Raw genomic sequence first — 12,420 nt, 5'->3', positions numbered from 1 at the left:
GAGCCGAGGGCGGCGCGCAGCGCCGACTGAGAAGCGAAGCAATCCAGGGGCTTCATGCGTGGCCCTGGATTGCTTCGTCGCAAGAGCTCCTCGCAATGACGCGTTTAACGTCTGATTTCATTGATCACTTTTTCGGTCAGGATCTCAGGATGACGACTCGGTGCTCGTGAGTGAGACCGCTTTTCGTGATTCGGCTTGGTAATGACACGCTGAGTCGCGATGCTGCGCGTATGGACCGCTTCCGGTGTCATGATGTGCGAACGTCGCGGCATCCTGACGCATCGCCCGCAGCGAACGCGGCAAAAACCGTTCCGGCGCTGGAACAGGGCTGTGGGCAGCGGCGTTGCGCTCTGACGGATCGCCGACAGGGATCGCCGATGAGCAGCTTTGCCAGGAATGCCGTGGTGCTCGGGTTGCTGTCGGCGGTCGGGCCGTTCGCCATCGATATGTATTTGCCGGCGCTGCCGTCGATCTCCGGCGATCTGCACGCCTCGACCGCGGCGACGCAATTGTCTCTGACCGTGTACTTCCTGGCGTTCGGCGTATTCCAGATCATCTATGGCCCGGCCTCCGACATGATCGGCCGCAGGCCGCCGCTCGCCATCGGGCTTGCGCTGTTCGCGCTGGGCGCGCTTGGCGGCGCGCTGGCACCGTCGATCGGTTGGCTGATCGCGGCCCGCGTGCTGCAGGGCATCGGCGCCGCGGCGGTGACGGTGATCCCGCGCGCCATCATCCGCGATCTGCACACCGGCGCCGAGGCCACTCGGCTGATGGCGATGGTGATGCTGGTGTTCGGCGTTTCGCCGCTATTGGCGCCGCTGTTCGGCGCCGCGCTGATTGCCTTGGTCGGCTGGCGCGCGGTGTTCGTGGCGATGAGCATCGCGGCCGTGCTCGGGCTGATCCTGGTCGGGCTGCTGCTGCCGGAGACCCGGCCGATCGCGCTTCGCAGCAAGGCCGGCCTGGCGCCGGTGCTGAGCAGTTTCGCGCATCTGTTGCGCGACCGGCAATTCATCGGGCTGGTGCTGATCGGCGGCTTCGGCATGGCCAGCTTCTTCAGCTATCTCGCCGGCTCGTCCTTTATCTATATCGGCCATTTCAACCTCACGCCGACGCAATACAGCCTGGCTTTCGCGCTCAACGCGGCGGGCTTCATCGGCGCCTCGCAACTGGCCGCGCCGCTCGGCGTCCGGCTCGGGATGCGCCGCGCGGTGATCGGCGCGGTGGCACTCTACGCGTCGTTCGCGCTGCTGCTGTTGGCGCTGACGCTGTCCGGCGTCGATCAGCTCGCGGTGCTGATGGCGCTGTTGTTCGCGATCTTCGGCTGCCTCGGCGTGGCGTTGCCGCAGACCATGGTGATGTCGCTGGAACAGCACGGTCCGATCGCCGGCGCCGCGTCGGCGTTGTCGGCGACGCTGCAGATGCTGATCGGCGCGGCGCTGATCGCGCTGATCAGCCTGTTCGAAAACGGCACCGCGCTGCCGATGGTGGCGGGCATCGCCACCGCCGCCTGCGCCGCGCTCGGCGTCACGCTGGCCACGCTGCGCCGCCCCGAGCCGCTGCCGCAGCCGGCGGAATAACGGCGTCGCGCGCGGCCGCGCCGACAATGCGTGACCTTTGGCCTCGGCTCATGTAAAAGCCGTTCACATGAGCTGGCGCAAGGACTCCGGCCGCGCCGAGCGCGGCTATCATCACGGCAATCTGAAAGAGGCGCTGCTGCAGGCGGCACTCGGGCTGATCGCGGAGAAGGGGCCGGGCGGCTTCACCTTCGCCGACGCCGCGCGGATGGCCGGGGTCAGTCCGGCGGCGCCGTATCGGCATTTCCGCGATCGCGACGAGCTGCTGTCGAGCATCGCGCAGCGCGGCTTCGAGCAGTTCGAAGTGGTGCTGACCGCGGCCTGGGACGACGGCCGCCCCGACACCGTCGCGGCGTTCGAGCGGGTCGGCAAGGCCTATCTGGCGTTCGCCCGCAACGAGCCGGCGTTCTATTCGGCGATGTTCGAATCCGGCATTCCGGTTGATGCCAATCCGACGCTGATGGCGGCGTCGGAGCGGGCGTTCAACGTGATCCGCGCCGCTGCCGAACGGCTCGCCGCGTTGACCCCGCCCGGCGTGGCGCGGCCGCCGGCGCTGATGATGGCGCTGCACATCTGGTCGCTGGCGCATGGCGTGGCGTCGTTGTTCGGGCGCGGCGACGCTGCAAGGCGCAAATTGCCGATGACGCCGGAAGACCTGCTGGAAGCCGGCGTGCTGATCTATCTGCGCGGCCTCGGCTTCTCTCCGGAGGGCGGCGCGGCAGAGGCAAAACCGCAAGCCGAGAAGCCCGCCGGACCTTGGGGCAAACCCAAGGCATGAGCGCTGCGCGGCTTTGCCGCAGCGCGCGGCACGCGATCGCCCCCATCTGATCGACAAGACGTGCCGAGCGGGCGCCGTCGGCACAAGTTTTCGTGAGCCGGCTGAATTGAAATCGCCCCGGCTTGACAAATCCGCGAGATCGTCTAGTTATGTAAATGTTATTTACATTCACAACGGCATGGTGCCGTCATGGAGAGAGGCAAATGGCTAACGCCGCAGATCTCAATCGTTGGGGCGGACCCGCCGACGAGCAGCGCTACCCGCGGATGTCGCGGTCGCCGTGGCATCCGGGTTGGATCGTCGTGACCGTGCTCGGTTTCCTCGTCTGGTGGCCGATCGGCCTCGCACTTCTCTTCTTCACCCTCGGGAGCAGAAAAATGGGTTGCTGGGATTCCAATCACTTTCAACACAAGATGGAGCGGATGCAGAACAAGATGGAGCGGATGCGCGGCCGCATGGACCGCGGCGGCTTCGGCTTCGGCCCGCCCTCCAGCGGCAATCGCGCCTTCGACGAATATCGTGAGGCCACGCTGCGCCGGCTCGAGGAAGAGCAGACCGAGTTCAAGGACTTCCTGGAGCGGCTGCGGCAGGCCAAGGACAAGGCCGAGTTCGACCAGTTCATGGCGCAGCACCGCCCGCGGCCCACTCCGTCGACCGATGGCCAGCCGCAAGCCTGAGCCTTTATGCTGCTGAGCCTCGAGCCTCGGCGCCTCCCCAACGTCGAGGCTCAACCGCCCGCCTGTCTCACAGGCGGGCGGTTTCGTTATGCGGTCATCGAACGCGGCTAGGCTGCTGCAAGACGCCAAGTCCGCGTCGGCAAAGCGCTTTGCCGGGCGAAATCGCAGGCTGGTAACCTGGTCTTAACCAAGATTAGCGTTTGGTTAGGGCAGGGCGGGCGCGTCGATAGCCCTCGTTTTGACACGTTGACAGGGGATGCACAGCACGGCTTCGGACGGGCTCTCCCCTGCGACACTCAAGGCTTTGGCACCGGCGCTTCGCCCGGCGGCCGGTCGCCGCGGAACCGGCGGCCGCAGGCCGCAGCCGACCCGCACTTGCGTTTGAGAGGACCATTCGATGAATCCCGCCGATGTGGCGCAGTCAGCCTTGCCGCTGGCATCCAGCGACGTCTCGCTGATTGCACTGTTCCTGCAGGCCCATTGGGTGGTGAAAGCCGTGATGCTGGGGCTGCTCGGCTGTTCGGTGTGGGTGTGGGCGATCGCGATCGACAAGATCCTGCTGTATTCCCGCACCAAGCGGGCGATGGACCGTTTCGAGCAGGCGTTCTGGTCCGGCGAATCGATTGATGAGCTGTATCGCGCGCTGTCGGCCAAGCCGACGCAGTCGATGGCGGCGTGTTTCGTGGCGGCGATGCGGGAATGGAAGCGCTCGTTCGAGAGCCAGGCGCGCTCCTTCGCCGGGCTGCAGATGCGGATCGAAAAGGTGATGAACGTCTCGATCGCCCGCGAGGTCGAGCGGCTGGAGCGCAGGCTGCTGGTGTTGGCCACGGTCGGCTCGGCCGGCCCCTTCGTCGGCCTGTTCGGCACCGTCTGGGGCATCATGTCGAGCTTCCAGTCGATCGCCGCGTCGAAGAATACCTCGCTGGCGGTGGTGGCGCCGGGCATCGCCGAGGCGCTGTTCGCCACCGCGATCGGCCTTATCGCTGCCATTCCGGCGACTATTTTCTACAATAAGTTCGCCTCCGAGGTGAACCGCCAGGCGCAGCGGCTGGAAGGCTTCGCCGACGAGTTCTCCGCGATCCTGTCGCGCCAGATCGACGAGCGCGCGTGACCACCTGGCGGCGACCAAGCAGCGAGTAGCAGATCATGGCGATGAGCACGGCGGGATCAGGAGGCGGCGGACGGCGCGGTCGGCGTCGCGCCGGCGTGATGGCCGAGATCAACGTGACGCCGATGGTCGACGTCATGCTGGTGCTGCTGATCATCTTCATGGTGTCGGCGCCGATGCTGACCGTCGGCGTGCCGCTGGATCTGCCGCAGACCCAGGCCAAGAGCCTGGAGCAGGACAAGAACCCGCTGACGCTGTCGGTCAACCTCAAGGGCCAGGTGTTCCTCAACGAGACCGAGATCGGGATCGACGAACTGGTGCCGAAGCTGAAGGCAATCACCGAGGCCCGCAGCGGTCTCGACGAGCGGATCTTCGTGCGCGGCGACAAGAAGGTGGACTACGGCACGGTGATGAAGGTGATGGGCCGGCTGTCGGCGGCCGGGTTCCGGCGCGTCGCGCTGGTGACCGAAGTGGATCAGGGATAGGCCCTTGGTGAAGGTCGACAAGACACTGCTGGCGTCGGTTGCCCTGCACGTCATCGTGATCGGGTACGGCCTCGTGTCTTTTTCGGCCCGCTCGCTGGAAGCGCCGCCGCCGGAATCGATGCCGGTGGACATCATCTCCGCCGATCAGCTCTCCAAGATCACCGCCGGCTCCAAGACCGGCGAGAAGGACAAGCCGAAGCCGCTGGTCGAGAAGATCGCCGACGCCAAGCCGGTCGACGATCCGGTCGGCAAGATCAGCGAAAAGCCGCCGATCGAAACCGCGGTGGCGCCGACCCCGCCGCCGAAGCCCGCGGAAAAGCCGGTCGAGAAAAAGCCCGATCCGCCGAAGCCGGTGGCCGAGGAAAAGCCCAAGGCCGAGCCGAAGCCGGTGGAGAAGAAACCCGATCCGCCGAAGCCCGACAGCATCGCCGAGGCGCTGAAGAAGGACGAGAGCAAGAAGCCGCCGCCGCCGAAGCCGGAGGCCAAGGCCGCGCCGGCGCCGCCGCCGAAGCCGAAGCAGGAGCGCACCTTCGACCAGTCGAAGATCGCCGCCTTGCTCGACAAGCGCGATCCGACAAGGCAGGCCGCCACCGGCACCGCGCTGAATTCGCAGGCCTCGCTCGGCTCCTCGCGCGGCACCGCGGCGACGCTGTCGCAATCCGAGCTCGACGCCTTGCGGGCCCGGCTGACGCAATTGTGGAACGTGCAGGCCGGCACCGAGCGGCCTGAGGAATTGATCGTGGATATTCGGATCCGGCTGACGCCGGAGCGCCGGCTCGCCGCGGCGCCGGAAATCGTCTCGCGCGGCTCCTCGCCGCGCTATCAGGCGGCCGCGGAAGCCGCGATGCGCGCGGTGCTGCAGGGCCAGCCCTACGACATGCTGCAGCCCGGCAGCTACGATCAGTGGAAAGACATGATCGTGACCTTCGATCCGCGCCAGATGTTTCGCAGCTAATGAATTTTGAAGTGAGCCAGCAATGTCCGTGATGTCGTCCCGTCTACCCGCTCTGCCGTTGAGTCGTCGCCAAGCCTTGCTCGGCGGGGCCGGGTCCGCCGCCGCCTTGCTGCTGCCCCGCGCGGCGCGGGCGCAGACCAGGTTGCAGGTCACCGAGGGCAACGTCGCCCCGTTGCAGATTGCGATTCCGAATTTCGTCGCCGGCACGCCGTCGGACAACGAGGTCGGCGCCGGGGTGTCGCAGGTGATCACCAACAATCTGAAGCGCAGCGGGCTGTTTGCGCCGATCGATCAGGCCGCCTTCATCGAGCGGATCAACAATATCGACACCCCGCCGCAGTTTCAGAGCTGGAAGACCATCAACGCCCAGGCGCTGGTGACCGGCCGGATGACCAGGCAGGGCGACGGCCGGCTGAAGGCCGAGTTCCGGCTGTGGGACGTCGCCGCCGGCCAGCAGCTCACCGGCCAGCAATATTTCACCTCGCCGGAATATTGGCGGCGCATCGCCCATATCATCTCCGACCAGATCTATGAGCGGCTGACCGGCGAAAAGGGCTATTTCGACAGCCGCGTGGTGTTCGTCGACGAGACCGGCAACAAGGAACGCCGGGTCAAGCGGCTCGCCCTGATGGATCAGGACGGCGCCAATGTGCGCTATCTGACCCGCGGCGCGGATCTGGTGCTGACGCCGCGGTTCTCGCCGTCGACGCAGGAAATCACCTATATGGAATTCGGCCAGGGCGATCCCCGGGTCTATCTGTTCAACATCGAGACCGGCCAGCGCGAGATCGTCGGCAATTTCCCCGGGATGTCGTTTTCGCCGCGGTTTTCCCCGGACGGCCAGCGCGTCATCATGAGCCTGCAGCAGGGCGGCAACTCCAATCTGTTCGTGATGGATCTGCGCTCCAAATCCACCACGCGGCTGACCGATACGCCGGCGATCGACACCTCGCCGTCCTATGCGCCGGACGGCAGCAAGATCTGCTTCGAGAGCGATCGCGGCGGCAAGCCGCAGATCTATGTGATGGCGGCGGGCGGCGGGCCGGCGCAACGCATCTCGTTCGGCGAGGGCAGCTATTCGACCCCGGTGTGGTCGCCGCGCGGCGACTACATCGCCTTCACCAAGCAGGGCGGCGGGCAGTTCTCGATCGGCATCATGAAGACCGACGGCTCCGGCGAGCGATTGCTGACCTCGGGCTATCACAACGAAGGCCCGACCTTCGCGCCGAATGGCCGGGTGCTGATGTTCTTCCGCGATCCCGGCGGCAATGGCGGGCCGTCGCTGTTCACGGTCGATATCTCCGGCCGCAACGAGCAAAAGGTGCCGACGCCGGGCTTTGCCTCCGACCCGGCGTGGTCGCCGCTGTTGTCCTGAACGCGTAAATAAATCGTAAACAATGGGTAATTGTACGGGCCGCAACCGAAACGGGAAACGCTCGGCAAACCTTGCCTAGTTGCCTGAAATCATAGCTGAAAACCCGCTCTGCGCGATCCCGGAAAGGGTTCGCTAAGGATGTTTCCTCAGAAAGGCTTCACTCGATTTGGGTAAAAAATGACCATCTGAAACGGAACGGTCACCCGCCGAGATGCAGCTTGCCCAACCTAGCCAAGACCTAGATCAGCAGATGTCTCCCTCGATCTATGCCGGCATGGTGGATTCGCTTTTCATGAATCCGCTGCCGATGGTCTTTGGCGCGTTCGGCCCGGCGATCGCCGGCGCGGTGATCGGCGCGGTCTCCGGCGACGTACCGATCTGGCTCTGCGTGCCGCTGTTCATCGCGGTGGGCGTGGCACGCGCCGTGCAGATGTATCGCTACAAGCAACGCAATGCGCCGCTGTCCGCCGACGAGGCGGTGGTCTGGGAGCAGCGCTACCGGGTCGGTGCGGTGGTTTACGGCATCGCGCTGGGGATCTGGAGCGCCACGGTATTGCTGCGCACCAGCGACGCCGCCGCGCATATGCTGTGCGTCACCACCGTGGTGGCCTACACCTCGGCCGGCGTCGGCCGCACCTTCGGCCGGCCGCGGATCTTTCATCTGCAGGTCCTGCTCGGCTGCGGCCCGCTGATCCTGGCGCTGATGTTCGTCGGCGATGCCTATCATTTCGCGCTGGCGCTGCTCAGCATCGTGTTCTTCGTCGCGATCCGGCATCTCACCTCGAGCCTGCAGCGGATCTATCTGAACGCCTGGCTCGCCCGCGAGCGCGAGGCCGCGATCGCCACCCAGTTCGACACCGCGCTCAACAACATGCCGCACGGGCTGTGCATGTTCAGCGGCGCTGACAGCCGGCTCGCGGTGATGAACCAGCGCTTCGCCGACATGATGCGGCTGCCGCACGACTTCATGCACCGCAGCGGCTCGGCCTCCGACATTCTGGCGGCCTGCGTCGCCGCCGGTACCATCTCGCCGTCGAGCGGCCGGTCCATCGTGTCGGACATCGAAAACGCCGTCGCCGGCGAGATCATCACCGTGGATTCCGAAACCACCGACGCCCACGCCTTCTCCTGGACCTTCCAGCCGATGACCGATGGCGGCACCGTGGTGCTGGTCGAGGACATCACCGAACGGCGCAGCGCCGAGGCGCGGATCATTCACCTTGCGCGTTACGACGAGCTGACCGCGTTGCCCAACCGGGTGAATTTCCGCGACGAGATCGAACGGCTGCTGCTGACCTCGCACGGCCACACCGAGACCCGGCCCTCCGCGCTATTGTTCATCGATCTCGACCAGTTCAAGCAGGTCAACGACACCCTGGGCCACCCCTGCGGCGATCAATTGCTGTGCGACGTCGCCGACCGGCTGCGCGAGATCCTGCGGCCGGAGGACTTCGTGGCGCGGTTCGGCGGCGACGAATTCGTCGTGTTCCAGCAGCACATCAAGTCCAACGAAGACGCCGCGGTGCTGGCGCGGCGGATCGTCGACCGGCTCAGCGAACGCTATCTGATCGACCACCACGTGGTCGAAATCGGCGCCTCGATCGGCATCGCGGTGACCGCGCCCGGGATCAAGGCCGACGTGCTTTTGAAGAACGCCGACATGGCGCTGTACCGCGCCAAGGCCGACGGCCGCGGCACCTTCTGCTTCTTCCGCGAGGAGATGGCGCATACCGTGGAGTCGCGGCGGATCCTGGAGCTCGACCTGCGCCGCGCGCTGGCCCACGAAGAGTTCGAGCTGTACTACCAGCCGCTGGTCAACCTGAAGACCGGCCGGATTTCGACCTGCGAAGCGCTGCTGCGCTGGAATCATCCGGTGCGCGGCACGGTGTCGCCGGTCGACATCATTCCGGTCGCCGAGGAGATGGGGCTGATCGTCGATCTCGGCCGCTGGATTCTGCGCAAGGCCTGCATGGAATGCATGCGCTGGCCGGAACCCGTCTGCATCGCGGTGAACTTCTCCTCGCAGCAATTCCACCAGCGCGACGTGTTGAACGAGGTGCGCTACGCGCTCGAAGTGTCGGGGCTGCCGGCGAGCCGGCTGGAGATCGAGATCACCGAGTCCTCATTGCTGCGCAACACCCAATGGACGCTCGACGCGCTGTCGCAATTGCGCGCCGCCGGGGTGCGAATTTCGCTCGATGATTTCGGCACCGGCTATTCCAGCCTCAGCTATCTGCACAATTTCCCGCTGCAGAAGGTCAAGATCGACCGCTCGTTCCTCGAAGGCATCGACGCCGATCGGCCGCTGACGCTGCTGCGCGGCGTGGCGCGGCTGTCCGCCGATCTCGGCATGGCGGTGGTGGTCGAGGGCATCGAGACCAACGAGCAACTGGAATTGATCAGTGCCGACGGCACCGTGACCGAGGCGCAGGGCTATCTGTTCAGCCGCCCGGTGCCGGCCGCCCAGGTGCGGCAATTGTTGGCCGCCTCGCATGGCAGCCCGAGCGACCAATACGCCAAGGCGCCGCCCGAGCGCTCGATCGCCTGAATCCCAAACGATCGCCTGAATCCGCAACCGCGGCGCGCGGCACTGATCGCCGTCGCAGGCAATGCTGCAATTGTTTCTGTTAACCCTAATGCCCCGATGTTTTTGCATCGGCGTTAAGAAATCGTTAACCTCGTACGATCCCGAGGTTGCGTCGCATGGAGGCCATCGAATGAGTTCCGCCCAACACCAACTGAAGGCGGGCGGCCCCGCGCGCGCGCTCGAACTGCTCGACAGAGTCGATTACCGGCTGGCCGAGACCGACGCGGAGAAGGAGGCGATCTACCGGCTGCGCTATCGCGCTTATCTGAAGGAAGGCACCATCGAGCCGAATCGCAGCGGCATCATCACCGACCGCTACGACGACCTGGACAATTCCTGGATCATCGGGGTGTATTTCGAAGGCCAGCTGACCAGTTCGCTGCGCATCACGGTGGCGACGCGCGAGGATCCGGTGTGCCCGTCGATGGATGTGTTCGCCGACCTGCTGCAACCGGAACTGGACAAAGGCCGGATCATCGTCGATCCGACCCGCTTTGTCGGCGATCCGGAGCGCGCCAATCGGTTTCCGGAACTGCCCTATATGACGTTGCGGCTGGCCTATGTCGCCTGCGAGCATTTCAAAGCGCATCTCGGCTACGCCTCGGTGCGCGCCGAACATCAGGCGTTCTATCGCAAGGCCTTCATGCGTTCGGTGTGCCCGCCGCGGCAGTATCCCGGGCTGACCAAGCCGATCAGCCTGATGGTGATCGATTTCCCGGCCCAGCACGGCAAGGTGTTCGCGCGCTATCCGTTCCTGCGCTCCAGCGCCTTCGAGCGGCGCAAGCTGTTCGAGCGCAGCAGCCACGGCGCCTCGCCGTCGCTGCATCTGGCCGAGTTCCCGGAGGACAGCGCCCCGATCGTCTCGCAGGCCTGAGCGGCGCTGCGGGATGCGTCACCTGTTGGCCCGGCACCTGCCGCCGGGCTCATCGCCGCGCGACGAGGCGCGGATCGCGCCGCGGTTCTGATCTATCAGAACCGCAACAGCCCTTAGTGCCGATCAGCCACACCCGCCGGCAAACGCCCGGGAAATCACGCTTCGATCGCTCGCATTCACCATCGCGCCACATTTACCTCGCATTAACCATGCGGGTGCATTTCGCTAACAGCTGGCATTTGATCGGGTCTGGCAACCTCTCATCAAGGTTGACGGAACGTTCGCTTAACCATCGCCCTGTAGACCGGAAGCCAGTCGGACAAACGCGAGCGTGGAGGCTCCGGAATGAAACAGCAAATGCGAATCCTCCAGGGATTTAAACTGGCCGCGGTGCTCGCGGTGGCGCTTTCTATGGGGGCCTGTGCCAACAAGAACCCGCTGGGCGGCGGCGCCGATGGGTCGTTGGCCGGTGCGGCCACCCCGGGCAGCCAGCAGGACTTCGTCGTCAATGTCGGGGACCGGGTGTTCTTCGAAAGCGACCAGACCGATCTGTCGCCGCAGGCAATCGCCACGCTGGATAAGCAGGCGCAGTGGCTGCAAAGCTACAGCCGCTACTCCTTCACCATCGAAGGTCACGCCGACGAGCGCGGCACCCGCGAATACAACATCGCGCTCGGCGCCCGTCGCGCCCAGTCGGTGCGCACCTATCTGACCTCGCGCGGTATCGACCCGTCGCGGATGCGGACGATTTCCTACGGCAAGGAGCGCCCGGTCGCGGTCTGCAACGACATTTCGTGCTGGTCGCAGAACCGCCGCGCCGTCACCGTGCTGAACGCCAGTTCCTGAGCCGTTTCGCAGCGGTTGAAATTTGCCGGCGCCTTCGGGCGCCGGTTTTTTTGCGCTTTGCGCCAGTCACACTTTTGGCGTAGTCAAAATCTCAATGTGCTGCGGTTGTGATCGCACGCAAGCCCCGATCGTCAGGCAACCAGACCCAATCGTCAGGCAACAATGTCCTCCAGATTTCCAGTGTTTGCGGGCGGCGTCGCGGTGGCGGCGATGCTCGCTCTGTCGTCTCAGGCGATCGCGCAATCCGACGGCGAGATCGATCCGGAAATGCGGGTGCAGCAGCTCGAGAACCAGCTGCGCACGCTGACCGGCCAGAACGAAGAACTGCAATACCGCAATCGCCGGCTCGAAGAGCAGTTGAAGGCGCTGCAGAGCGCGGCGCCGCCGCCCGGTGCGCCGCCCGCGGCCTATCCGCCGGCCGGCGCGGTGCCGCCCAGCGTCGCGGCCGTGCCGCCGCCGGCCGCGCGGCCGCCGGTCTATGATCAACAGCCGGCGCCGCTCGGTCAGGAGCAGGCCACGGTGCCGCCCGCGGCGCCGCCAGCCGGCGGCCGGCGCCGCGGCGACGCGTTCGATCCCAGTCAAAATCCCTCGGCGCCGGGCGCGCCGCGGGCGCTCGGCAGCACGCCGCAGTCGAGCCCCGCCGCGGTTCCGGGCAGCCGGGCCGCCGGCGAACCGCTCGAGCTGAACACGCCGCGCGGCGCCGCTGCGCCGGCCGGCAGCCCCGCGGCGGCCGGGTTGACCACCTTGCCGCCGTCGGCGACGCCGAAGGATGAGTTCGATCTCGGCATCGGCTACATGCAGCGCAAGGACTACGCGCTGGCCGAAGAGACCATGCGCAATTTCGCCAAGAACCACCCCGGCGACCCGCTCACCGCGGATTCGCAATATTGGCTCGGCGAAAGCTATTTCCAGCGCCAGCTCTACCGCGACGCCGCCGAATCCTTTCTCGCGGTGACCACCAAATACGACACCTCGGCGAAAGCGCCGGACGCGCTGCTGCGGCTCGGCCAATCGCTGGCGGCGTTGAAAGAGAAGGAGGCGGCCTGCGCCGCGCTCGGCGAAGTCACCCGGAAATATCCGCGGGCCTCGAACGGCATCAAGCAGGCGGTCGATCGCGAACAAAAGCGCATCAAGTGCTGAGCGGTCGCGCCGTCACGACCA

Annotated in this window: 11 protein-coding genes; all 11 read left to right on the top strand. The window is 65.8% G+C overall.

Annotated elements, in window-relative coordinates; translation table 11 throughout:
* Positions 1–377 precede the first annotated feature (377 nt).
* The 11 genes from VGC77_RS22035 (at position 378) to ybgF (ending at position 12,399) form a co-directional block, all read left to right on the top strand.
* A complete protein-coding gene (locus VGC77_RS22035) occupies positions 378–1,577 on the top strand; it encodes a multidrug effflux MFS transporter (RefSeq protein ID WP_331173692.1) in 1,200 nt (399 codons plus the stop codon).
* A gap of 67 nt (positions 1,578–1,644) precedes the next feature.
* A complete protein-coding gene (locus VGC77_RS22030) occupies positions 1,645–2,352 on the top strand; it encodes a TetR/AcrR family transcriptional regulator (protein ID WP_331173691.1) in 708 nt (235 codons plus the stop codon).
* 203 nt (positions 2,353–2,555) lie between these two features.
* Positions 2,556–3,029, top strand: coding sequence for a DUF2852 domain-containing protein (locus VGC77_RS22025; RefSeq protein ID WP_331173690.1), 474 nt, complete (start codon positions 2,556–2,558; stop codon positions 3,027–3,029).
* A gap of 397 nt (positions 3,030–3,426) precedes the next feature.
* Positions 3,427–4,140: a protein TolQ gene (gene tolQ, locus VGC77_RS22020; RefSeq protein WP_331173689.1), complete on the top strand. Its 714-nt coding sequence runs from the start codon at positions 3,427–3,429 to the stop codon at positions 4,138–4,140.
* A gap of 35 nt (positions 4,141–4,175) precedes the next feature.
* Positions 4,176–4,622, top strand: a complete 447-nt coding sequence (tolR, locus tag VGC77_RS22015; protein WP_331173688.1) for a protein TolR — start codon at positions 4,176–4,178, stop codon at positions 4,620–4,622.
* 7 nt (positions 4,623–4,629) lie between these two features.
* Complete coding sequence (locus VGC77_RS22010) at positions 4,630–5,577, top strand: protein TolA (protein WP_331173693.1); 948 nt, start codon at positions 4,630–4,632, stop codon at positions 5,575–5,577.
* 31 nt (positions 5,578–5,608) lie between these two features.
* Positions 5,609–6,952: a Tol-Pal system beta propeller repeat protein TolB gene (gene tolB / locus VGC77_RS22005; RefSeq protein ID WP_331173687.1), complete on the top strand. Its 1,344-nt coding sequence runs from the start codon at positions 5,609–5,611 to the stop codon at positions 6,950–6,952.
* Between the two features lie 211 nt (positions 6,953–7,163).
* On the top strand, positions 7,164–9,500 hold the full coding sequence (locus VGC77_RS22000) for a putative bifunctional diguanylate cyclase/phosphodiesterase (protein ID WP_331173686.1): 2,337 nt from the start codon (positions 7,164–7,166) through the stop codon (positions 9,498–9,500).
* Positions 9,501–9,669: 169 nt separating this feature from the next.
* On the top strand, positions 9,670–10,413 hold the full coding sequence (locus VGC77_RS21995) for an N-acyl amino acid synthase FeeM domain-containing protein (RefSeq protein WP_331173685.1): 744 nt from the start codon (positions 9,670–9,672) through the stop codon (positions 10,411–10,413).
* A gap of 345 nt (positions 10,414–10,758) precedes the next feature.
* Complete coding sequence (gene pal / locus VGC77_RS21990; protein WP_331173684.1) at positions 10,759–11,259, top strand: peptidoglycan-associated lipoprotein Pal; 501 nt, start codon at positions 10,759–10,761, stop codon at positions 11,257–11,259.
* Between the two features lie 162 nt (positions 11,260–11,421).
* Positions 11,422–12,399, top strand: a complete 978-nt coding sequence (gene ybgF, locus VGC77_RS21985; RefSeq protein WP_331173683.1) for a tol-pal system protein YbgF — start codon at positions 11,422–11,424, stop codon at positions 12,397–12,399.
* Positions 12,400–12,420 lie beyond the last annotated feature (21 nt).

The organism is Rhodopseudomonas sp. (assembly GCF_036404135.1).
Lineage (GTDB): Bacteria > Pseudomonadota > Alphaproteobacteria > Rhizobiales > Xanthobacteraceae > Rhodopseudomonas_A.
Note: the sequence above shows the minus strand (reverse complement) of the source record. Positions and strands in the feature narration are given on the sequence as shown.

What these genes read in the sequence shown, in the direction of transcription:
- VGC77_RS22025 (WP_331173690.1), top strand. Translation starts at nt 2,556, where the DNA reads ATGGCTAACGCCGCAGATCTCAATCGTTGGGGCGGACCCGCCGACGAG.
- VGC77_RS22030 (WP_331173691.1), top strand. Translation starts at nt 1,645, where the DNA reads ATGAGCTGGCGCAAGGACTCCGGCCGCGCCGAGCGCGGCTATCATCAC.
- VGC77_RS21995 (WP_331173685.1), top strand. Translation starts at nt 9,670, where the DNA reads ATGAGTTCCGCCCAACACCAACTGAAGGCGGGCGGCCCCGCGCGCGCG.
- VGC77_RS22000 (WP_331173686.1), top strand. Translation starts at nt 7,164, where the DNA reads ATGCAGCTTGCCCAACCTAGCCAAGACCTAGATCAGCAGATGTCTCCC.
- VGC77_RS22035 (WP_331173692.1), top strand. Translation starts at nt 378, where the DNA reads ATGAGCAGCTTTGCCAGGAATGCCGTGGTGCTCGGGTTGCTGTCGGCG.
- pal (WP_331173684.1), top strand. Translation starts at nt 10,759, where the DNA reads ATGAAACAGCAAATGCGAATCCTCCAGGGATTTAAACTGGCCGCGGTG.
- tolQ (WP_331173689.1), top strand. Translation starts at nt 3,427, where the DNA reads ATGAATCCCGCCGATGTGGCGCAGTCAGCCTTGCCGCTGGCATCCAGC.
- tolR (WP_331173688.1), top strand. Translation starts at nt 4,176, where the DNA reads ATGGCGATGAGCACGGCGGGATCAGGAGGCGGCGGACGGCGCGGTCGG.
- tolB (WP_331173687.1), top strand. Translation starts at nt 5,609, where the DNA reads ATGTCGTCCCGTCTACCCGCTCTGCCGTTGAGTCGTCGCCAAGCCTTG.
- ybgF (WP_331173683.1), top strand. Translation starts at nt 11,422, where the DNA reads ATGTCCTCCAGATTTCCAGTGTTTGCGGGCGGCGTCGCGGTGGCGGCG.